The sequence below is a fragment of the Streptomyces spongiicola genome, assembly GCF_003122365.1.
Classification (GTDB): domain Bacteria; phylum Actinomycetota; class Actinomycetes; order Streptomycetales; family Streptomycetaceae; genus Streptomyces; species Streptomyces spongiicola.
In genome coordinates this window covers 5,054,746-5,075,817 of sequence record NZ_CP029254.1, presented here as the reverse complement: position 1 = coordinate 5,075,817, position 21,072 = coordinate 5,054,746, and the positions used below count along the sequence as shown (strand labels likewise).

Annotated in this window: 16 protein-coding genes; 10 read left to right on the top strand and 6 right to left on the bottom strand. The window is 72.2% G+C overall.

All coding sequences use genetic code 11. The features are described 5' to 3' along the window. Positions 1 to 108: 108 nt before the first annotated feature. The gene (gene glpX, locus DDQ41_RS22325) at positions 109 to 1,140 is read left to right on the top strand and encodes a class II fructose-bisphosphatase (RefSeq protein WP_109296077.1); all 1,032 of its coding nucleotides are present in this window, start codon (positions 109 to 111) and stop codon (positions 1,138 to 1,140) included. A gap of 99 nt (positions 1,141 to 1,239) precedes the next feature. Here glpX and DDQ41_RS22320 read toward each other — a convergent pair whose 3' ends face one another. Both DDQ41_RS22320 and DDQ41_RS22315 read right to left on the bottom strand, forming a co-directional pair. Further along, positions 1,240 to 1,590, bottom strand: a complete 351-nt coding sequence (locus DDQ41_RS22320; RefSeq protein ID WP_078503542.1) for a WhiB family transcriptional regulator — start codon at positions 1,588 to 1,590, stop codon at positions 1,240 to 1,242. Positions 1,591 to 1,726: 136 nt separating this feature from the next. Then, positions 1,727 to 2,419 carry a DUF1707 SHOCT-like domain-containing protein gene (locus tag DDQ41_RS22315; RefSeq protein WP_109296076.1) on the bottom strand — a complete coding sequence of 231 codons (693 nt, stop codon included), beginning with the start codon at positions 2,417 to 2,419 and terminating at the stop codon, positions 1,727 to 1,729. A 542-nt stretch (positions 2,420 to 2,961) separates the two neighbouring features. On the opposite strand from DDQ41_RS22315, the gene DDQ41_RS22310 reads away from it, so the two are divergent. The 5 genes from DDQ41_RS22310 to DDQ41_RS22285 all read left to right on the top strand — a co-directional run bounded on the left by DDQ41_RS22310 (position 2,962) and on the right by DDQ41_RS22285 (position 11,761). After that, a complete protein-coding gene (locus DDQ41_RS22310) occupies positions 2,962 to 4,725 on the top strand; it encodes a fumarate hydratase (RefSeq protein ID WP_262508541.1) in 1,764 nt (587 codons plus the stop codon). A 658-nt stretch (positions 4,726 to 5,383) separates the two neighbouring features. Continuing rightward, the gene (locus DDQ41_RS22300) at positions 5,384 to 6,790 is read left to right on the top strand and encodes a class II fumarate hydratase (protein WP_394342155.1); all 1,407 of its coding nucleotides are present in this window, start codon (positions 5,384 to 5,386) and stop codon (positions 6,788 to 6,790) included. A gap of 387 nt (positions 6,791 to 7,177) precedes the next feature. Further along, positions 7,178 to 7,843 (top strand): cytidylyl-2-hydroxypropylphosphonate hydrolase, encoded by a 666-nt coding sequence (gene fomD / locus DDQ41_RS22295; protein ID WP_109296074.1) that lies wholly within the window; start codon positions 7,178 to 7,180, stop codon positions 7,841 to 7,843. Between the two features lie 166 nt (positions 7,844 to 8,009). Continuing rightward, positions 8,010 to 10,166: a SpoIIE family protein phosphatase gene (locus DDQ41_RS22290; RefSeq protein ID WP_394342154.1), complete on the top strand. Its 2,157-nt coding sequence runs from the start codon at positions 8,010 to 8,012 to the stop codon at positions 10,164 to 10,166. 131 nt (positions 10,167 to 10,297) lie between these two features. Then, the gene (locus tag DDQ41_RS22285) at positions 10,298 to 11,761 is read left to right on the top strand and encodes a catalase (protein ID WP_109296073.1); all 1,464 of its coding nucleotides are present in this window, start codon (positions 10,298 to 10,300) and stop codon (positions 11,759 to 11,761) included. A 265-nt stretch (positions 11,762 to 12,026) separates the two neighbouring features. Here DDQ41_RS22285 and DDQ41_RS22280 read toward each other — a convergent pair whose 3' ends face one another. Further along, positions 12,027 to 14,324 carry a transglycosylase domain-containing protein gene (locus DDQ41_RS22280; RefSeq protein ID WP_109296072.1) on the bottom strand — a complete coding sequence of 766 codons (2,298 nt, stop codon included), beginning with the start codon at positions 14,322 to 14,324 and terminating at the stop codon, positions 12,027 to 12,029. Positions 14,325 to 14,658: 334 nt separating this feature from the next. Here DDQ41_RS22280 and DDQ41_RS22275 point away from each other — a divergent pair, with 334 nt between their 5' ends. Beyond that, positions 14,659 to 15,549, top strand: coding sequence for an SPFH domain-containing protein (locus DDQ41_RS22275; RefSeq protein WP_109296071.1), 891 nt, complete (start codon positions 14,659 to 14,661; stop codon positions 15,547 to 15,549). Then, positions 15,495 to 15,764 (top strand): hypothetical protein, encoded by a 270-nt coding sequence (locus DDQ41_RS22270; protein WP_373995451.1) that lies wholly within the window; start codon positions 15,495 to 15,497, stop codon positions 15,762 to 15,764. Before DDQ41_RS22275 ends, DDQ41_RS22270 begins: the two co-directional genes overlap by 55 nt. A gap of 283 nt (positions 15,765 to 16,047) precedes the next feature. Here DDQ41_RS22270 and DDQ41_RS22265 read toward each other — a convergent pair whose 3' ends face one another. Beyond that, positions 16,048 to 17,043 carry a LysR substrate-binding domain-containing protein gene (locus DDQ41_RS22265; protein ID WP_394342153.1) on the bottom strand — a complete coding sequence of 332 codons (996 nt, stop codon included), beginning with the start codon at positions 17,041 to 17,043 and terminating at the stop codon, positions 16,048 to 16,050. A 170-nt stretch (positions 17,044 to 17,213) separates the two neighbouring features. Here DDQ41_RS22265 and DDQ41_RS22260 point away from each other — a divergent pair, with 170 nt between their 5' ends. Next, entirely contained in the window at positions 17,214 to 17,768 is a 555-nt protein-coding gene (locus tag DDQ41_RS22260; RefSeq protein WP_109296069.1) for a peroxiredoxin, read from the top strand. A gap of 2 nt (positions 17,769 to 17,770) precedes the next feature. Continuing rightward, on the top strand, positions 17,771 to 18,304 hold the full coding sequence (locus DDQ41_RS22255) for an alkyl hydroperoxide reductase (protein ID WP_109296068.1): 534 nt from the start codon (positions 17,771 to 17,773) through the stop codon (positions 18,302 to 18,304). 357 nt (positions 18,305 to 18,661) lie between these two features. Here DDQ41_RS22255 and DDQ41_RS22250 read toward each other — a convergent pair whose 3' ends face one another. Then, on the bottom strand, positions 18,662 to 20,101 hold the full coding sequence (locus DDQ41_RS22250; protein ID WP_109296067.1) for an AI-2E family transporter: 1,440 nt from the start codon (positions 20,099 to 20,101) through the stop codon (positions 18,662 to 18,664). A 218-nt stretch (positions 20,102 to 20,319) separates the two neighbouring features. Then, positions 20,320 to 21,036, bottom strand: a complete 717-nt coding sequence (locus DDQ41_RS22245) for an aggregation-promoting factor C-terminal-like domain-containing protein (protein ID WP_109296066.1) — start codon at positions 21,034 to 21,036, stop codon at positions 20,320 to 20,322. Positions 21,037 to 21,072: the final 36 nt, after the last annotated feature.

Genomic DNA, 21,072 nt, shown 5'->3' with positions numbered 1-21,072 from the left:
AAGGCCGTCCGCTCAGACGTGGGCCCCTCTGCTCATTTTGTCGACGTACCGATAGAGTCACAGCACCCTCTTCATCCCGGCCGTCGTCGTACAGAAAGGTGCGCTCCGATGACCGAGCATCATCTTCCGTCCCAGCTCGAGGTCTCGCCCGAGGCCCCGGACCGCAACCTCGCCCTGGAGCTCGTACGCGTCACCGAGGCCGCCGCCATGGCCGCCGGACGCTGGGTCGGCCGCGGTGACAAGAACGGCGCCGACGGCGCGGCCGTCAAGGCCATGCGCACCCTCGTGAGCACCGTGTCGATGAACGGTGTCGTAGTGATCGGGGAGGGCGAGAAGGACGAGGCCCCGATGCTGTTCAACGGAGAGCGGATCGGCGACGGGACGGGCGCGGAGTGCGACATCGCCGTGGACCCGATCGACGGCACCACGCTCACCGCCAAGGGCATGCCGAACGCGATCGCGGTACTCGCGGCGGCCGACCGGGGCACCATGTTCGACCCGTCCGCGGTGTTCTACATGGACAAGCTGGTCACCGGCCCCGAGGCCGCCGACTTCGTCGACATCAACGCCCCGGTCTCGGTGAACATCCGCCGGGTGGCCAAGGCGAAGAGCTCCTCCCCCGAGGACGTCACCGTCGTCATCCTGGACCGCCCCCGCCACGAGGGCATCGTCAAGGAGATCCGCGAGACGGGCGCCCGCATCAAGTTCATCTCGGACGGCGATGTCGCGGGCGCGATCATGGCCGTGCGCGAGGGCACCGGCGTCGACATGCTGATGGGCATCGGCGGCACACCGGAGGGCATCATCGCCGCGTGCGCGATCAAGTGCCTCGGCGGCACCATCCAGGGCAAGCTGTGGCCGAAGGACGAGGAGGAGCGGCAGCGCGCCGTCGACGCCGGCCACGACCTGGACCGTGTGCTTCTCATGGACGACCTGGTCAGCGGCGACAACGTGTTCTTCGTCGCGACCGGAATCACGGACGGCGAGCTGCTCCGCGGGGTGCGCTACCGCTCCGCGACCGCGACCACCCAGTCACTCGTCATGCGCTCCAAGTCGGGCACCATCCGGCAGATCGACTCGAGCCATCGCCTGTCGAAGCTGCGCGCCTACAGCGCCATCGACTTCGACCGCGCCAAGTAGGGCACGGGTCGCGACCGCGGCATCCCGGCACACACTTACGGGGGCGCCCCATGTGCGGTGGGGCGCCCCCGTCCGTGTGTCAGGATGCCGCGGTCTCCGTCAGGCCGCCGAAGCCGCCTTCTTGATCTCCGTCTCGCGCCTGCGGCGACGGGCCAGGACGACCCGGCGCTCGGCCGCGGTCAGCCCGCCCCACACACCGTAGGGCTCGGGCTGGAGCAGTGCGTGCTCCCGGCACTCGACCATGACGGGGCAGCGGGCGCACACCCGCTTGGCGGCGTCCTCGCGCGAGAGCCGCGCCGCCGTCGGTTCCTTGGAGGGCGCGAAGAACAGTCCGGCCTCGTCCCGGCGGCACACGGCCTCCGTGTGCCAGGGCGCGTCCTGGTCTTCCCGAGCGGCGGAACGCTGGGGAGGAACGGCTACCTGCAGGGACTGATGCGGCAGTTGCAGCACGGTCTACTCCTGACGACGGCTTCGCGAGCGAGAGACGATGCAGCAAGGCCTACCCGCTGTACGCGCGCCTATGCACTGAGTGGCATCGCGTTCCGCGGGCCGGAACCGCAGGCGGCCGCTCCGGCCGCTGCCGCCGTCAGTGCCCCGGATGTTTGCGCAGCCGGTCCTGGAGGTCCGCGACGCGCTTGCCGCGCTTCGGCTTCGCCTCCACATTGCCGAAAACGGAATAGCCGTTGACGACCACGACCGGGGCCTCCGGGTCGGCGGCCTCCAGCGTGACGACCTCGAAGCTCCCGAAGACGCCCGTACCGCTGCCGCGCAGCGAGATGTTCTCGGGGACCCGGACCTCCACATTGCCGAAGATCGAGGTGGCGTTGATGACGCTGAGCCGCTGGCCGAACATGGCCTCGGTCAGGTCGATCTCGATGTTGCCGAAGAGCGAGAACGCCTGGGTCCGGGCGCCTACCCGCCAACGCCCCTTGCGGGTGGAACTGGAGAAGACGGCGACGAGGTTCTCCGCGGGGCCGGCGGCGGCATCGGAGCCGTGGGCGTACGAGGCGGACTCCGAGCGGGGCGAGCCGCCCGCCGGGAGGTCGCGGACGATCGGCTCCAGCTCGCCGACGGTCTTGGCGCGGTAGACCGCGTCGATCCGCTCGGCGTGCTCCTCGGCGTCGAGCCGTCCCTCGGCGAGGGCCTCCCGGAGGATGTCCGCCGTCCGGTCGCGGTCGGCGTCGGAAGCCCGAACGGCCCCGGCGGGGTCCGCGGGCGCGACCGGAGTCTGGGGCTGTCGGCGCCCGGGGTCCGCTGAGTCGTGCTTGTCGAGGTCCACACCGACACCCTAGCGATACGCGATAGATCGCGACTAGTGGCCGCGCGCGGCAGCTCCGGGGCGAGCGCACGCGCCGCGACCTCGCGACGGAACGCACACCGTCACGCCCCCACCCCGCAGACGACCCCGCCCTGGCACTCCGTGCCCCGACGGCGCGCGCACGGGCACCCGGACCCGGACGCGGACCACGCACCGCTCTCCCGAGCCCGCCCGGCCCGTCACCCCGGCACACGCCCCCGGGCGCCGGGCCCCGACACCGACACCGACCCCCGAATCGATCCCCGGCATAGGCCCCGTCCCGATACCGATCCCGGAAGGATCCGGCGGTTCCGATTCCGGCTCTCCGGGCTCCGGCTCTCCGGGCTCCGGGCTCCGGGCTCCGGGCTCCGGGCTCCGGGCTCCGGGCTCCGGGCTCCGGGCTCCGGGCTCCGGGCTCCGACTGAGCCCTACCTCACAAGCCCGGACGGCAACGGGCGTCTTACCCTTGTGGGCGCGCTGCCCGAGGATGCCAGCCGCCGTCTGCCGAGTGAGGAATGGCCGTAATGCCCCCTGTCTCCCGCCCAACCCACCCTGCCGATTCCCACCCGACCCACCCTGCCGATTCCCGCCCGACCCACCCTGCCGATTCCCACCCGACCCACCCTGCGTTCGCCTACACCGATCTGCTGCCCCTGGGGGAGGACACCACCCCCTACCGCCTCGTCACCGCCGAGGGCGTCTCCACCTTCGAGGCCGACGGGCGTACGTTCCTCAAGGTCGAGCCGGAGGCGCTGCGCAGGCTCGCGGAGGAGGCCGTACACGACATCCAGCACTTCCTCCGCCCCGCGCACCTGGCCCAGCTGCGAAGGATCATCGACGACCCCGAGGCGTCGGCGAACGACAAGTTCGTCGCGCTGGACCTGCTGAAGAACGCGAACATCGCGGCGGCGGGCGTGCTCCCCATGTGCCAGGACACCGGCACGGCGATCGTCATGGGCAAGCGCGGGCAGAACGTCCTCACCGAGGGCGGCGACGAGGAGGCCCTGAGCCGCGGCGTCTTCGACGCCTACACCAGGCTCAACCTGCGCTACTCCCAGATGGCGCCGGTCACCATGTGGGAGGAGAGGAACACCGGCACTAACCTGCCCGCGCAGATCGAGCTGTACGCGACGGACGGCGGCGCGTACAAGTTCCTCTTCATGGCGAAGGGCGGCGGCTCCGCCAACAAGTCGTTCCTCTACCAGGAGACGAAGGCGGTCCTGAACGAGGCCGCCATGATGAAATTCCTGGAGGAGAAGATCCGCTCGCTGGGCACGGCCGCGTGCCCGCCGTACCACCTGGCGGTCGTCGTCGGCGGCACGTCGGCCGAGTACGCGCTGAAGACCGCCAAGTACGCCTCCGCGCACTACCTGGACGAGCTGCCGCAGGAGGGTTCGGGCCTCGGGCACGGCTTCCGGGACAAGGAGCTTGAGCAGAAGGTCTTCGAGCTGACGCAGCGGATCGGCATCGGCGCGCAGTTCGGCGGCAAGTACTTCTGCCACGACGTGCGGGTGGTGCGGCTCCCGCGGCACGGCGCGTCCTGCCCCGTGGCGATCGCCGTGTCCTGCTCCGCCGACCGCCAGGCGGTCGCGAAGATCACCGCCGAGGGCGTCTTCCTGGAGCAGCTGGAGACGGACCCGGCGCGCTTCCTGCCGGAGACCACCGGCGAGCAGCTCGACGAGAGCGGCGACGTGGTCAGGATCGACCTCAACCGGCCGATGGACGAGATCCTCGCCGAGCTGACCAGGTACCCGGTCAAGACGCGGCTCTCGCTCACCGGCCCGCTCGTCGTGGCCCGCGACATCGCGCACGCCAAGATCAAGGAGCGGCTGGACGCGGGAGAGGCGATGCCGCAGTACCTCAGGGACCACCCGGTCTACTACGCCGGTCCGGCGAAGACCCCGGAGGGCTACGCGTCCGGCTCCTTCGGCCCGACGACGGCCGGGCGGATGGACTCCTACGTCGAGCAGTTCCAGGCGGCGGGCGGCTCCAAGGTCATGCTGGCCAAGGGCAACCGGAGCAGGCAGGTCACGGACGCCTGCAAGGAGCACGGCGGCTTCTACCTCGGCTCGATCGGCGGCCCCGCGGCGCGCCTCGCCCAGGACTGCATCAGGAAGGTCGAGGTGGTCGAGTACGAGGAGCTCGGCATGGAGGCCGTCTGGAAGATCGAGGTCGAGGACTTCCCGGCGTTCATCGTCGTCGACGACAAGGGCGGCGACTTCTTCCAGGACCCCGCGCCCGCGCCGACCTTCACCTCCATCCCGGTCCGCGGCCCCGGTCAGGCCTGAACCCGGGGCTCTGGAATCCTCCCGATTCCTCCCGATTCCTCCCGGACGCCTCCGGGGCCGCGCGGCGGAGCCGGGCCCCGCACAACCTGCCGCCGCCCCGAGAGGGCCTGCCCGTCCCCGGACGGGGGACCCCGGAGGGACGGGCGGGCGCTCTCCGGTGGTAGGCCCGGGAACCCGGGAATGCGGGAATGAGCGCCCGCCCGCACCGCGCGTTCCACCGGCCCCCGTTCGCATCGACCGCCGTACGCCGGAACCGCCGCACGCCCGGACCGCGCCACGCCCGGACCGCCGGACCGCCGCACGCATCGACCGCCGTACGCCGGAACCGCCGTACACCCGGACCGCGCCACGCCCGGACCGCCGGACCGCCGCACGCATCGACCGCCGTACGCCGGAACCGCCGTACACCCGGACCGCGCCACGCCCGGACCGCCGGACCGCCGCACGCATCGACCGCCGTACGCCGGGACCGCCGTACACCCGGACCGCGCCACGCCCGGACCGCCGGACCGCCGCACGCATCGACCGCCGTACGCCGGAACCGCCGCACGCCCGGACCGCGCCACGCCCGGACCGCCGGAGCACCCGGGCGTAAGCCGGGGCGCCCGGGAATACCCGCTACCAGAGGGGGGCTGACCCTGACCAGGAGGTTTCGACGATGCCCGACATGAGCGAGAACGCAGGCCGCCACCGGATCGAACACGATTCCATGGGATCGGTGCGCGTGCCGGAGCACGCGAAGTGGCGTGCCCAGACCCAGCGTGCGGTGGAGAACTTCCCCCTCTCCGGGCTGCGGCTGGAACGCGCCCATGTGGAGGCCCTGGCCCGGATCAAAGAGGGTGCCGCCAAGGTCAACGCGGAACTCGGCGTGCTCGACGAGGACATCGCGGGGGCCATCCGGGAAGCGGCCGCCGAGGTCGCCGAGGGCCTCTGGGACGAGCACTTCCCCGTCGACGTCTTCCAGACCGGTTCGGGGACGTCGTCCAACATGAACATGAACGAGGTGCTGGCCACCCTCGCCGGTGAGCGGCTCGGCCGCGACGTCCACCCGAACGACCACGTCAACGCCTCGCAGTCGTCCAACGACGTCTTCCCCTCGTCGATCCACATCGCCGCGACGGCCGCCGTGACGCGGGATCTCGTCCCGGCGCTGGAGCACCTGGCGGAGGCGCTGGAGCGCAAGGCGGCGGAGTTCGCCGGTGTGGTGAAGGCCGGCCGCACCCATCTGATGGATGCGACACCGGTCACCCTCGGCCAGGAGTTCGGCGGCTACGCAGCGCAGATCCGGTACGGGATCGAACGGCTCAAGGCCTCGCTCCCCCGGCTCGCCGAACTCCCGCTCGGCGGTACGGCGGTCGGCACGGGCATCAACACGCCGCCGGGGTTCCCGGCGGCCGTCATCGCCGAGGTGGCGCGCGCGACCGGGCTGCCGCTGACGGAGGCGCGGGACCACTTCGAGGCGCAGGGGGCACGCGACGGACTCGTGGAGACCAGCGGCCAGCTGCGGACGGTCGCCGTCTCGCTGACCAAGATCTCGAACGATCTGCGCTGGATGGCGAGCGGCCCGCGCACCGGCCTCGCCGAGATCCGGCTGCCCGACCTCCAGCCGGGTTCCTCGATCATGCCCGGCAAGGTCAACCCGGTCGTCCCCGAAGCAGTCCTCATGGTGGCCGCGCAGGTCATGGGCAATGACACGACGGTCGCGGTGGCGGGCGCCGCGGGGAACTTCGAGCTGAACGTGATGCTCCCCGTGATGGCCAAGAACCTGCTGGAGTCGGTGCGCCTCCTCGCGAACGCGTCCCGGCTGCTCGCCGACCGCACGGTGGACGGGATCACCGCCGACGAGGACCGGGCCCGCGAGTACGCCGAGTCGTCGCCGTCCGTCGTCACCCCGCTCAACAGGTACATCGGGTACGAGGAGGCCGCGAGGGTCGCCAAGAGGTCCCTGGCGGAGCGGAAGACGATCCGCGAGGTGGTGCTGGAGGGCGGTTACGTGGAACGCGGGGCCCTGACGGTGGAGCAGCTGGACGAGGCGCTTGACGTGCTGCGGATGACGCGTCCCTGAGGCCGCTCGGCCGCCGGGTCCCGGTGGGCCGCCGGCTGCCGCGCAGCGCAGCGCTCCCCGCCGCGCCCGGGGCCCCTCCCACCCCGGCAGCCCCGCACCGGGGGCCTCTTCCCGGGGGCACCGCGGTGCCCCCGGGAAGAGGCCCCCGGGAAGAGGCCCGGGGAGAGGGCCCGGGAAGAGGCCTCCCGGTGCGCACGCTCGCCGCGCCGGCCGCGAGCCGTGTGCCCTCCGCCGCCGGGAGCGCCGGCCGGCCCCGCACCGCACCACCCCGCACCACCCCGCGCCGCACCACCCCGCACCGGCCGCACCGCGGGGGACGCACCGCACCACCCCGCACGGTGCCGCCCGACGGGCCGGCGCCGCCGGCCGCGGCACTAGGATCTCCGCATGGCGGGATCGGCGGGCTTCGAGCACTGGGCGCCGGGGGAGCAGATCCTCTGGCGGTATCGCGGCAACGGCTCCTCCGAGGTGCACATCTGCCGGCCCGTTACCGTGGTCCGGGACACCGAGGAGCTGCTGGCGGTGTGGATGGCCCCGGGTACCGAGTGCGTCAAGCCGGTGCTCGCCGACGGGACGCCGGTGCACGAGGAACCGCTCGCCACGCGCTACACGGCGCCCCGGACGACCGTGCGCGCCCGCTGGTCCGGCACGGGTGTGCTGAAGCTCGCCCGGCCCGGCGACGCGTGGTCGGTGTGGCTCTTCTGGGAGCAGGGCTGGCGGTTCAGGAACTGGTACGTGAACCTGGAGGAGCCGCATCTGCGTTGGTCCGGGGGGATCGACTCCGAAGACCACTTCCTGGACATCGCCGTGCAGCCGGACCGCAGCTGGTGCTGGCTGGACGAGGACGAGTTCGACCAGGCCCGGTCGGCCGGGCTGATGGCCGAGGAGCAGGCGCGGCGGGTTCGTGCGGCGGGTCTGGACGCGGTCGCGCTGATCAGGGACTGGGGTCCGCCGTATTCCGACGGCTGGGAGGACTGGCGGCCCGATCCCCGCTGGCCTGTGCCGGAGCTGCCGGCCGACTGGAACCGGACCCGGGCGGCCACGTCCGCATGAGGACCGCGTGAGACCCTTGATGCGCCCCCGGGGTTCAAACGTAGGATCGTCCTCCGCAACACCACGTCGCATCAAACACTGCTCGCCGTACGAGAACTGACCGCAAGTCATCACAAGGGGGACCGAACCGTGCCGGATGTGCGCCCGGACGCCCCCCGACCTGTCGATGCCTCGCCCGGATTGGGTATGGGCTATATCGACCTTCCAGGGGCGTTGCCGCCCCGGGACCCGGGTGCGTTCGCCCGGCGGCCCCGGGAACCGCGGCGCAGCCGCGATCGTCACCGCCCCCGGAGGCGCCCGGTGGCACCCGGGAAGCCGGGCGCCGCCGCGGTCGCGGTCGTGCCGTGCCCGGCAGGGTCGGCAGGACGGTTCCCAGCCTCGTACCACCGGCCCGGACGGACGGAATCCCAGGCGTGACGGAGCATCCCACCTCCCACGAAGGCCGGCAGCCTGTCGCCGCCCGGCCGCAGGAGCGCACCCGGCCGCGGCAGGAGGCCGCCGCCCATGCCCCGCGGCGCGGCCGGCGGCGGCGGTCCCGCCGCAGCCGCCCGCACCCGCGGAGCCGCCGCAGGACGCCGCGGGGCCGGCCCGCCGTGAGGGCGACCGGCTGCGGTTCGTCGGTGCGGCGACCCGGCGGATCGCCCGCGGAATAGACCTGGACGAGATCGTGCTCGGGCTGTGCCGGGCCACGGTGCCCACGTTCTCCGACGCGATCCTCGTCTACCTGCGGGATCCGCTGCCGGTGGGCGACGAGCGGCCCGTCGAGCCGTTCGTGCTGCGGCTGCGGCGGACCGACAGGCTGCGTTTAGCAGACGAGGACACCGACGGCGCCCTGCTGGGCGGCTTCCAGGTGCCGGTGCTCGGTGCGCCGGCCGAGGTCGCGTCGGCCGCCGAGCTGTGCGGGGTGACCGCGGGCGGCGCGCTGTGCGAGGTGACCGCGGGCGGCGCGCTGGCGGAGGTGCTGCGCGGCGTGCGTCCCGTCTTCGGCGACTCGGCCGCCGCCCGGGCGGCCCTGCCCGAGCTGCTGGGCGACGGCAGGACCCTGCCCGCGGGGCACCGGTCGATCCTGGCCCCGCTGCGCGGCCGTCGCCGGGTCACCGGTGCCGCGATCTTCCTGCGCCGTCCCGACCGGCCGGCCTTCGAGCCGGACGACCTCCTCGTGGCCGCCCAGCTGGCCACGCACACCGCGCTGGGCATCGACAAGGCGGTGCTGTACGGCCGTGAGGCCTACATCGCGGACGAGCTGCAGCGCACGATGCTGCCCGAGGGGCTGCCGCAGCCGACCGGGGTACGGCTGGCCTCCCGGTATCTCCCGGCCGCCGAGACGGCCCGGGTCGGCGGCGACTGGTACGACGCCATCCCGCTGCCCGGCAGCAGGGTCGCGCTGGTCGTCGGCGACGTCATGGGCCACTCCATGACATCTGCCGCGATCATGGGCCAGCTGCGGACGACGGCCCAGACCCTGGCCGGTCTGGACCTGCCGCCGCAGGAGGTGCTGCACCACCTCGACGAGCAGGCGCAGCGGCTCGGCACCGACCGCATGGCGACCTGCCTGTACGCGGTCTACGACCCGGTCTCGCACCGCATCACCATCGCCAACGCCGGCCATCCGCCGCCGGTACTGCTGCACCTCGGTGGCCGGGCGGAGGTACTGCGGGTGCCGCCGGGCGCCCCCATCGGCGTGGGCGGGGTGGACTTCGAGGCCGTCGAGCTGGACGCGCCCGCCGGGGCCACCCTGCTGCTCTACACCGACGGGCTGGTGGAGTCGCGGCTACGGGACGTGTGGACCGGAATCGAGCAGCTGAGGGAGCGGCTGGCCGCGACGGCGCAGCTCACCGGGCCCGACCACCCGCCGCCGCTGGAGGCGCTCTGCGACGACGTGCTGGACATGCTGGGCCCGGGCGACCGGGACGACGACATCGCCCTGCTCGCGGCCCGTTTCGACGGGATCGCACCGAGTGATGTCGCCTACTGGTTCCTGGACCCGGAGGACTCCGCCCCCGGCCGGGCCCGCCGGCTGGCCCGCAGGGCACTGGCCCGCTGGGGTCTGGAGGAGTTGTCCGACTCGGTTGAGCTGCTGGTCAGCGAGGTGGTGACCAACGCGGTGCGATACGCGGAGCGACCGGTGACGCTGCGGCTGCTGCGCACCGACGTGCTGCGCTGCGAGGTCGGGGACGACTCCCCGCAGCTGCCGCGCCAGCGGCGGGCCAGGGACACGGACGAGGGCGGCCGCGGGCTGTTCCTGGTGAACCGGCTGGCCAGACGGTGGGGAGCGACCCGGCTGTCGTCGGGCAAGGTCGTGTGGTTCGAGCTGGCCACCTGAGGACCGTCCAGCCGGTTCGGACCCGGGCCGGTTCCGGACCGGGTCCAGATGTTGCCGTCCTCGCATGTGAGGAGTTGACTGGGGCACACGGCCGATGCGACCACATTCCCACGATCGACGGGAGGACGCTCGTGACCGAGTCACCCCCCGAAGCGCCGTACACCACGAACAGCCACGGCATTCCCGTGGAGAGCGACGAGCACTCACTGACGGTGGGGCCGGACGGCCCCATCCTTCTCCAGGACCACTACCTGATCGAGAAGATGGCCCAGTTCAACCGGGAACGCGTGCCCGAAAGGGTGGTGCACGCCAAGGGTTCCGGCGCGTACGGCTTCTTCGAAGTCACCAACGACGTCGGCCAGTTCACCAAGGCGGACCTCTTCCAGCCGGGCCGGCGCACCGAGATGCTGGCCCGCTTCTCGACGGTCGCCGGTGAGCAGGGCTCCCCGGACACCTGGCGCGACCCGCGCGGGTTCGCGCTGAAGTTCTACACCGAGCACGGCAACTACGACCTGGTCGGCAACAACACGCCGGTCTTCTTCGTACGCGACACGATCAAGTTCCAGGACTTCATCAGGTCGCAGAAGCGCCATCCGGTCACCGGGCTGCGCGACAACGACATGCAGTGGGACTTCTGGACCCTCTCCCCCGAGTCGGCACACCAGGTCACCTGGCTGATGGGCGACCGGGGCATCCCCAAGACCTACCGGCACATGAACGGCTACGGCTCCCACACCTATATGTGGATCAACGGCGCCGGTGAGCGGTTCTGGGTGAAGTACCACTTCAAGACCGACCAGGGCATCGACTTCCTCACCCAGGAGGAGGCCGACGACCTCGCCGGTTCCGACGCCGACCGGCACCGGCGCGACCTGTACGAGTCGATCGAGGCCGGGGACGCGCCCTCGTGGTCGCTGAAGGTCCAGATCATGCCGTTCGAGGACGCCGCGGACTACCGCTTCAACCCCTTCGACCTGACGAAGGTGTGGCCGCACGGGGACTACCCGCTGATCGACGTGGGCCGGATGACGCTGAACCGGAATCCGGAGGACTACTTCGTCCATATCGAGCAGGCCGCCTTCGAGCCGTCGAACATGGTTCCCGGCATCGGCCCCTCGCCGGACAAGATGCTGCTCGGCCGGCTGTTCTCGTACCCGGACACCCACCGGTACCGGATCGGCCCCAACTACGCCCAGCTGCCGCCGAACCGGCCGCACGCGCCGGTGAACTCGTACGCCAAGGACGGTCCGATGCGGTACGCGCCCTCGTACCCGGCCCGGCCGTACGCCCCCAACTCCTACGGCGGCCCGGACGCCGACTTCGCGCGCTTCGGCGACCCCGCGGGGTGGGCGACGGCCGGCGAGATGGTGCGCGAGGCGTACAGGCCGCACCGTGAGGACGACGACTGGGGGCAGGCGGGCACGATGGTCCGCCACGTCCTCGACGACGCCGCCCGTTCGCGGCTGGTGTCGAACGTCAGCGGCCATCTGAAGCAGGGCGTCTCACGGCCCGTGCTGGACCGCGCGGTGCAGTACTGGCGCAACGTCGACAAGGAGATCGGCGACCGGATCTCCCGGGAGGTCAACGGAGGCTGATCGCCGGCGCCGCCGGCGCCGGCGGCGGCGGCGCGAAGGCCGGGGACGCGCCCGGGACCGGAGGCCGGGCAGCGGCGGAGCCACGCCCAGAGCCGGAAGTGGCCCGGGGCCGGGGCCGGGCCCGGGGCCGGGGACGGCCGCAGGTCCCGGCGCGCCCGGCGCGAAGACCGCGGCCGGGCCGCTGCTGCGTGCAGCCCGGCCGGGCTCCACCTGTGCTGCGTGGAGCCCGGCCGGGCTCCGGTGCGCGCGGCCCGGCCGCTTCCCTTCAGGAGGCCCTCGGCCGGGGCTGTACGCCGGCCGTCGTCCCCTCCGTCGTCCCTTCCGCGGTGCCCGCGTTGGCGGCACCGCCGTCGCTCTCGCCGCCCTCCGTGGTGCCCGAGTCGGTCCCGCCGCCCTCGGTGGTACCGCTGTCGGTGCCCTCCGTGGTGCCGGCCGTGTCGCCCGGCCGGGTGGGCCGGTCGTCCGACGGCGACGGGTCGGGCGAGTCGCTCGGGGGGTCGTCCGGCTCCTCCGGCTGCGACGGCTCCTCCGAGGGCTCCTCGGGCTCCTCGCTCCCGGAGGGCGTCCCGCTCGGGCTCGCCGGCGGTTCCTCCGGCACCGGCCTCAGGAGTTCCAGGTCGAACCGCTTGTCCGAGCCGCCGCCGAGGGCGCCGGTGGTGTACTGCTGCCAGATCAGGGCGGGCACACCACCGCCGTTGGCGCGGCCCGCGTTGACGGTGTCGGTCAGCGTGACCTGGCCGCCCTCGGGGTTCTCGCCGAACAGCGCGACGGCGGTGACGAGTTCGGGCGTGTAGCCGACGAACCAGGCCGAGCGGTTGTTCTCCGAGGTACCGGTCTTGCCCGCCGCGTGGTAGTCGCCCCGGGCGTTGCGGCCGGAGCCGTCGCGCACCACGCCGGTCATGGCCTTGGTCACGGTGTCGGCGGCCTCCCTGCTGATGACCCGGTCACCGCCCTCGGGTGCGGCCGCCACCTCGCGGGTCCGGTGCGTGGCGTCCTTCACGATCGACGGCGTGACCTTCTCTCCGTGGTTGTCGAGGGTGGCGTAGACCGCGGCCATGTCCCAGGTCGAGGCGCCCATCGTGCCCAGCGACATCGCGGGCCGCACCGGCCAGCCGTCCCCGTCCTGCATGCCGAGGCCGAGCGCGGTCTCCTTCACCTTGCCGGGACCGACGTCCACGATCATCTGCGCGTACACCGAGTTGACGGAGCTGTCGGTGGCCTTCTGGACGGTGACGGGCCCGTAGCTGCGGTCGTCCTCGTTCTCCGGCGCGAACGGCGTGTCGCCGCCCTCCACCGGGCGCTTGCTGGTGCCGTCGTAGATCGTCTCCAGTCCGATCGGCCGGCCGTCCTGGGTCTGCGCCCCGGTCTCCAGGGCGGTGGCGAGCACGACGGGCTTGAAGGTGGAGGCGGGCTGGTAGTCACGGCGGGTGGCGTTGGAGATCCAGTGCTCGGTCGCTCCGACCCCGCCGTACAGGGCGACGACCTTGCCGCTGCCGGGGTCGACCGAGGTCGCGCCGGCCTGGACGGTCGCGTCGCCCTCGTCGCCGTCGCGGTCGAGCTTCTTCTCCAGCTGCTCGTCGACGGCCTCCACGAGGGCGTCCTGGCGCTTCTTCTCGATGCTGAGCGTGATGGTCCAGCCGCCTGCCTCGATCTGGTCCTCGCTGACACCGCGCCTGGCGAGTTCGGCGTTGGCCGCCTTGACGAGGTAACCGGTCTGCCCCTCCATGCCCGGGGCGGCCTTCGGCTCCTTCGGCACGGGGAACTCCAGGCCCGAACGGGTCGACGCGTCCAGCCAGTTCTGCCCGACCATGTTGTCCAGGACGTAGTTCCAGCGCTCGCTCACCAGCTTCCTGCCGGTCGGCGAGGCGACCGCCCAGTCGTACTGGCTGGGGGCCTGGAGCAGGGCGGCGAGATAGGCGCCCTCGGCGACCGTGAGCTTCTGGGCGTCCTTGCGGTAGTACGCCTGGGCCGCGGCCTGGATGCCGTAGGCGCCGCGCCCGTAGTAGCTGGTGTTCAGATAGCCGGCGAGGATCTCCTCCTTGCCCTTCTGCTGGTCCACCTTCAGTGAGATCACCAGCTCCTTGAGCTTGCGGGTGACCGTCTGGTCCTGGTTGAGGTAGTAGTTCTTGACGTACTGCTGGGTGATCGTCGAGCCGCCCTGCCTGCCCCCGCCGGTCAGGGTGTTGAACACACCGCGGGCGGTGCCCTTCAGGTCGATGCCGGAGTCCTTGTAGAAGGTCTTGTTCTCGGCGGCGACGAAGGCCTTCTCCACGTCGTCCGGGATCTTGTCAAGGCCGACGATCTCGCGGTTGACCGTTCCGGTGCGGGCGAGGAGCGAGCCGTCCGCGTACTTGTAGACGTTGCTCTCCTTCTCGGCCTGCGCGTTGGCCGTGGGGACCGGCACCAGCAGATAGACGACGAAGAGCGCGCCCACGCCCAGCAGGCAGACCGTGAGGAAGGTGCCCAGCAGCCTCCTCACGGTGAGGAAGCCCCGTATGCCCCCGGCCCTGCCCTCCCGGCGCGCGTCGCGCTGCCGGGCCCTCCGCGCTTCCGCTCGGCCCATCGCTCCGTTGCCCCGCTCTCTGTTCCGCGCTCGTCGCCGGCCGTCGGCCGCCGTCCGCCGGCCGCCGCCGTGCCGCACACCGGCGGTTGCCGCCAGATCAGCTCTGAAAGCTAACACCGGCCGTCCAGACAAAGGGCTACCGATCCGGTCTTTTCCGGACGTGAGAATCAGCACCCGTCTCGAAGGAACCGACTCACGAGGGGTGCGCAGGGTTGCGAGTCGGATTAATGTGTAATCACATTGCTAGTCACTGGGGCCGCGGTCGCGGCCCGCGGAACGGGGGGCGCACATGCCTGCTACCGGTACATCTCTCCACCACCACGACGCACCGGAGATGCCCGGGCCGAGAGTCGGGGAGTTCGCCGCACACAGCATCGGCGGCGGCCTGGCCCTGCTGCTCGGCCTGGCCGGACTCGCGGCCGGTGTGCTGCTGATGACGGCGGGCGCCTCGGCGGCGGGGGCAGCGAAGGCCCTGCTCATCCTCTGCGGAGTGCTGGTGGTGGTCACCGCCGCCGTCGCGATGTTCGGGCTCAACATGATCGCCCCGGGCGAGGCCCGGGTGGTGCAGCTCTTCGGCCGCTACCGGGGCACCGTCCGCACGGACGGGCTGCGCTGGGTCAACCCGCTGACCACCCGGGCGAAGATCTCCACCCGGATCCGCAACCACGAGACGGCGGTGCTCAAGGTCAACGACGCCTACGGCAACCCGATCGAACTCGCCGCGGTGGTCGTGTGGAAGGTCGAGGACACCGCGCAGGCGATGTTCGAGGTGGACGACTTCCGGGAGTTCGTCTCCACCCAGACCGAGGCGGCGGTGCGGCACATCGCGATCGAGTACCCGTACGACGCCCATGACGAGGACGGGCTGTCGCTGCGCGGCAACGCCGAGGAGATCACCGAGAAGCTGGCCCTGGAACTGCGCGCCCGGGTGGAGGCCGCGGGCGTCCACATCGTCGAGTCGCGCTTCACCCACCTCGCGTACGCTCCCGAGATCGCCTCGGCGATGCTCCAGCGGCAGCAGGCCGGGGCCGTCGTCGCGGCCCGCCGGCAGATCGTGGACGGCGCGGTCGGCATGGTGGAGGCCGCACTGGCACGGATCACCGAGGACGGCCTGGTGGAACTGGACGACGAGCGCAAGGCGGCGATGATCTCGAACCTGATGGTGGTGCTCTGCGGGGACCGCGCGGCGCAGCCCGTCCTGAACACCGGCACGCTCTACCAGTGACTCCCTCCGAACGGAAACAGGTGCTGCTGCGGCTCGACCCGTCGGTCTACGAGGCGCTGGCGCGCTGGGCGTCGGACGAACTGCGCAGCGCCAACGCCCAGATCGAGTTCCTGCTGCGCCGGGCCCTGTCGGAGGCGGGCCGGCTCCCCGGCGGCGTCAAGCCGATCCCCCGCCGGGGACGGCCGCCGACAGCGAAGGAGCCGTCCGGGGAGTAGCCGGACTCTTCTCTTTCTCCGGGTAGACCGGCGCGAAGCCGGAGCCGCAGGTGCCGGGCCGGCACCCCAGCACTCCGGCGCTCCGGCACTCCGGCACTCCGCAAGGGCCGGGCGCTACGGCCGGGAGCTGCAACCGGGAGCTGCGGCCGGGCGGCACGCGGAGCCGGTGCCGCCGAGGGGCCGGAGCCGGTACCACCGAGGGACCGTGGCGGGCGCGGCGGGCGTCGGCACCACGCCCCCGGCGGTGGTCCGCAGCCCCAGTCCGCAGCCCCAGTCCGCAGCCTCAGCCCGCAGACGCGCCGGGCGCGACCGTTGCGACCGTTGCGCCCGTTGCGCCCGGCAGGACTCCCGGCGGAGGACCCCCGCCGTCGTGGAGCACGCGTACCGGGAGGTCCTTGAGCACCTCCCGGAGCGCGCCCGCGAACTGCTCGAACTCCCCCTGGCGGGCGGCCCCCGCGCGCATCGCCAGGGCGACCCGGCGGGCCGGGGCCGGGTCCGCGAAGTAGCCGGTGGCCAGGGCCGGATTCCGGCCTGCCTCGACCTGGACGGCGGTGTGCGGCAGCAGGGTGACGCCCAGTCCGCCCGCCACCAGCTGGACCAGGGTGGACAGTCCGGCGGCGGTGGTGGTGACCGGCGCCCCGTCCGAGCGGCCCGCCTCCCGGCAGATGTCGAGGGCCTGGTCGCGCAGGCAGTGGCCCTCGTCGAGCAGCAGTAGCGGAAGGTCCCTGAGCGCGTCGCGCGGAATGCCCTCGCGGCCGCCGAGCCAGTGGTCGCCGTACGTCACCAGCACGAAGTCCTCGTCGAACAGCGGAAGTTCCGTCACCCCGGGCACCCCGAGCGGTACGGCGAGGAGCAGCAGATCGAGCCTGCCCGCCGAGAGCCCCTCCAGCAGCGACGACGTCTGCTCCTCGTGGACCTGGAGATCGAGTTCCGGGTACCGCTCGCGGACGAGCCTCAGCACGCTCGGCAGCAGATAGGGAGCGACGGTCGGGATCACTCCGAGCCGCAGCACTCCGGTGAAGGGCGCGCGCACCGCCTCGGCCTCCTCCAGCAGTTCGCCGACGGCGTCGAGGACCGCCTTGGCGCGGACCGCGAGCCGCTCGCCCGCGGGCGACAGCAGGACCTTCCGCGTCGTACGCTCCAGCAGCTGGACACCGAGCGCCTCCTCCAGCGCCGACACGGCTCCGGACAGCGCGGGCTGGCTCATCCCGATCGCGGCGGCCGCGTCCCGGAAGTGCAGATGCTCGGCGACGGCGGCGAAGGCACGAAGTTGAGACAAGCTGGGCTGTTTGCCCCGATTCACCGGATTCGCCCCTCTCACTGATAAGCACCTCCGATCACGGCGACCCAGTCTAGCTATTTCTGTGATCAATGCACTCTGTGCCAGGGTGGGGTTCCGTCCAATCCCCGGAAGCCCCCACGAGGGACTTCCCGTTGCAAGGAGAGCGCGTGCTCACTGTCGGTGACCAGTTCCCCACCTTCGAGCTGACCGCCTGCGTCTCGCTGGAGAGCGGCAAGGAGTTCGAGCAGATCACCCACAAGTCCTACGAGGGCAAGTGGAAGGTCGTCTTCGCGTGGCCCAAGGACTTCACCTTCGTCTGCCCCACCGAGATCGCGGCGTTCGGCAAGCTGAACGACGAGTTCGCCGACCGCGACGCCCAGGTCCTCGGCTTCTCCGGCGACTCCGAGTTCGTCCACCACGCCTGGCGCAAGGACCACGCCGACCTGCGTGACCTGCCCTTCCCGATGATGGCCGACTCCCGGCACGAGCTGATGCGCGACCTCGGCATCGAGGGCGAGGACGGCTTCGCCCAGCGCGCCGTCTTCGTCGTCGACCCGAACAACGAGATCCAGTTCACCATGGTGACCGCCGGCTCCGTCGGCCGTAACCCCAAGGAGGTGCTGCGGGTCCTCGACGCCCTCCAGACCGACGAGCTCTGCCCCTGCAACTGGTCCAAGGGCGAGGACACCCTGGACGCGGCCAAGCTCCTGGCCGGTGAGTGAGGATGGCGCTCGCCGAGCTGAAGTCCGCCCTGCCGGACTACGCCAAGGACCTCAAGCTGAACCTCGGTTCGGTGATCGGCAACAGCGACCTCCCGCAGCAGCAGCTGTGGGGCACGGTCCTGGCCTGCGCGATCGCCTCCCGCTCGTCGATCGTGCTGCGCGAACTGGAGCCCGAGGCCAAGGCCAACCTGTCCGGTGAGGCGTACACCGCCGCCAAGTCCGCCGCCGCGGTCATGGCGATGAACAACGTCTTCTACCGGACCCGGCACCTGCTGTCGGACCCCGAGTACGGGACGCTGCGCGCCGGTCTGCGGATGAACGTCATCGGCAACCCCGGTGTCGAGAAGACCGACTTCGAGCTGTGGTCGCTGGCCGTCTCCGCGATCAACGGCTGCGGTCAGTGCCTCGACTCGCACGAGCAGGTGCTCCGCAAGGCGGGCGTCGAGCGCGACGTCATCCAGGAGGCCTTCAAGATCGCCTCGGTGATCCAGGCCGTCGGCACGACGCTGGACGCGGAAGCCGCGCTGGCCGGGTAGCGACGTATCGGCCGGACGGCCGGATCGTGCACAGGGCGCCCCGCCCGGCCGCGTGCCGGGTGGGGCGCCCTCGTCGGCGCACCGGGTGCGGCACCCTCGCCGGCGGACCGGGTGGGGTGGACTTGTCGGCGGACCGGGTGCGGCACCCTCGTCGGCGGACCGGGCGGGGCGCCCTTGTCGGCGGACCGGGTGCGGCACCCTCGTCGGCGGACCCGGTGGGGTGCCTGCCCGCGCACCGGGCGGCCAGGCCCGGCATCGCCGGAAGCGGGCGGGCGGAACCGCTCCCCCGGCCACCGCGCCGGCCCGCCCGTACCAGGGCCGGCACCGCTCCCCCGGCCGCCGGCCGCGGCCGGCGCGTCAGGTGCGCCCCTCGCCCTCCGGGGGCGGGGGTTCGGACTTCGGCGCGGCCGGAGGCAGAAGCGGGGTCGAGGGCGGGGTCGCGGGGGGTGAGGACGGAGAGGAGGAGGGCGGGGGCGAGGCCGGGGTCGGAGCCAGGGCCATCGCCGTCGCCCCGTGCGGAGCGGGGCCGATCCGGCCCCCCTGGCCCTGACCGTACGCACGGAGGTAGGTGACCACCGTGTTCGTCACCGCCACCAGCGGCACCGCGACCACCGCGCCGCCGATCCCCGCCGTCAGACCGCCCGTGGCGACCGCGAGGACGACGGCCAGCGGATGGACGCGGACCGCGCGGCCCAGGATGAACGGTTGCAGCACATGCCCTTCGATCTGCTGCACGGCGAGCACCACCAGCAGCACCATGAAGGCGGTGAACACCCCCTGGGTGACCAGGGCGACGACGACCGCCAGGGCACCCGAGACGACCGCGCCCACCAGGGGGATGAAGGAGAACAGGAAGATGAAGACGGCGAGCGGGACGGCCAGCGGCACGTCGAGGAAGTAGATGCCCAGGCCGATGAAGATGGCGTCGATGAGGGCGACCACCACCGTGCCCCGTACATACGCCGTGAGGGTACGCCAGGCACGCGGACCGGCGCCGGCGACACCGGGGCGGGCCGCGGCGGGCACCAGCTTCAGGGACCACTGCCAGATCCGCGGCCCGTCGTAGAGCAGGAAGAGGGTGGAGAACAGCGCCAGCAGTATCCCGGTGAGGATCTCCACCATCACGGTCACGCCCTGGAGCCCGGCGGAGGTGATCTCCTGCGTGTTGGTGCCGATGCTGTCCTGGAGGTTGTTCGCGATGTCGTTGATCTGGCGCTCGGTCACATGGAACGGGCTGTTGAGCAGCCAGCGTTTGAGCTCCTCGATGCCGTCCTTCACCCGGTCGGCGACATCACCGAGGTTGTCCGTCACCTGCCAGACGACGAACCAGCCGACGAGGCCGATGATGACGAAGCCGAGGACCGCCGTGACGGCCGTGGCGAGCCCGCGCGGCAGCCCGGCCCCCCTCAGACGGGCAACGGTCGGCTGGAGCAGCGCGGTGACCAGGAGGGCGGCGACGAAGGCGAGCACCACGAGCCGCACCGAGCTGATGACGCGCATCAGCACCCAGAGCGTGCCGGCCAGGACCAGCAACCGCCAGCCCGCCTCGGCCGCGACCCTCATCCCCCAGGGGAGGGCCTCGACCGGATGGGGTCGCGCGGGAACGGCGGGGGCGTAGGCGGGCGGTGGTGGCACCCGGTCCCGGTCGGGAGGGTTCGGCGCGCCCGGATGCCCGTCACCGGGCTCACCGCCGGGGTCCCCCGCCGCCTCGGCGGCGGCCCGCCGCTCCTCGAACCGCGCCCCGAGCCGGGACAGTCCGGCCCCCAGCCGACCCAGCCACGCCGGTGTCTTCGACATCTCGTGCTTCCCTCTCCCCCCAAGGTCCGTCCCGACCGTACACGGGCCGAGCCCCCCACCGTCGGACGGTGAGGGGCTCAGCGGAGTCGGGCGGCAGGGACGCTCCGGGATCCCGGATCCCGGGTCCGGCCGGCGCGGGCCATCGGCCGGAACAGGCTAGTGCCCTGGCGGGCAGGGTCCGCCCCGTCGCGGCGGGTCGGACCCTGTCTGACGCGGCACTAGTACCAGCGGTTGGCCTGCCAGAACGACCAGGCGCCGCAGGGGCTGCCGTAGCGGTCGTTCATGTAGCTCAGGCCCCACTTGATCTGGGTGGCGGGGTTGGTCTGCCAGTCGGCGCCGGCGGACGCCATCTTGGAGCCCGGGAGCGCCTGGACGAGGCCGTACGCACCCGAGGACGGGTTCTGGGCCCGGTAGTTCCAGGTGGACTCGTGGTCCACGATGTTGCTGAAGCACTGGAACTGGTCGCCGGGGACCATCTGGCGGGCGATCGCCTGGACCTCGGAGATGCTGTACGACGACTGCGTCGAGAAGCTGGAGGCTTCCCGGACGGCGGAGCGGCTGGCGCGCTCCTCGGCCTCCTTGGCCTCCCGGGCCTCGGCCTCGGCCTCAGCCTGCGCCTTCTCCTCGGCCGCTTCCTTCTTCGCCTCGGCGTCCTTGGCGGCCTGGAGGCGAGCCGCCTCCTCCGCGGACTTCCTCGCGGCCGCGTCGGCGGCGGCCGCCTGCGCGTCGGCCTGCTGGGTCAGGGACGCGACCTGAACCTGGGCCTGCTCACCGACGGGGATGTCCGCGAGCAGCGTCGCGTCCGCCGCGGTCGTCTCCAGGTTGTCGCCGTTCGCGGGAAGGGAGTTGCCCGAGGCAACACCCACGACAGCGCCGACAGTGGTGACCGCGGTGGCGGACGCCACTGCGAATCCCCGGACCGAGATCCGGCTCACAAGGTTTCCTTCCAGCACCGCCCGCACAGGTGACCT

Bases quoted from the DNA above. Each gene is read 5' to 3' on its own strand.
- DDQ41_RS22275 (WP_109296071.1), top strand. From the start codon at position 14,659: ATGCCCGGGCCGAGAGTCGGGGAGTTCGCCGCACACAGCATCGGCGGC.
- DDQ41_RS22250 (WP_109296067.1), bottom strand. From the start codon at position 20,101: ATGTCGAAGACACCGGCGTGGCTGGGTCGGCTGGGGGCCGGACTGTCC.
- DDQ41_RS22310 (WP_262508541.1), top strand. From the start codon at position 2,962: ATGCCCCCTGTCTCCCGCCCAACCCACCCTGCCGATTCCCACCCGACC.
- glpX (WP_109296077.1), top strand. From the start codon at position 109: ATGACCGAGCATCATCTTCCGTCCCAGCTCGAGGTCTCGCCCGAGGCC.
- DDQ41_RS22255 (WP_109296068.1), top strand. From the start codon at position 17,771: ATGGCGCTCGCCGAGCTGAAGTCCGCCCTGCCGGACTACGCCAAGGAC.
- DDQ41_RS22280 (WP_109296072.1), bottom strand. From the start codon at position 14,324: ATGGGCCGAGCGGAAGCGCGGAGGGCCCGGCAGCGCGACGCGCGCCGG.
- DDQ41_RS22290 (WP_394342154.1), top strand. From the start codon at position 8,010: ATGCCTCGCCCGGATTGGGTATGGGCTATATCGACCTTCCAGGGGCGT.
- fomD (WP_109296074.1), top strand. From the start codon at position 7,178: ATGGCGGGATCGGCGGGCTTCGAGCACTGGGCGCCGGGGGAGCAGATC.
- DDQ41_RS22300 (WP_394342155.1), top strand. From the start codon at position 5,384: ATGCCCGACATGAGCGAGAACGCAGGCCGCCACCGGATCGAACACGAT.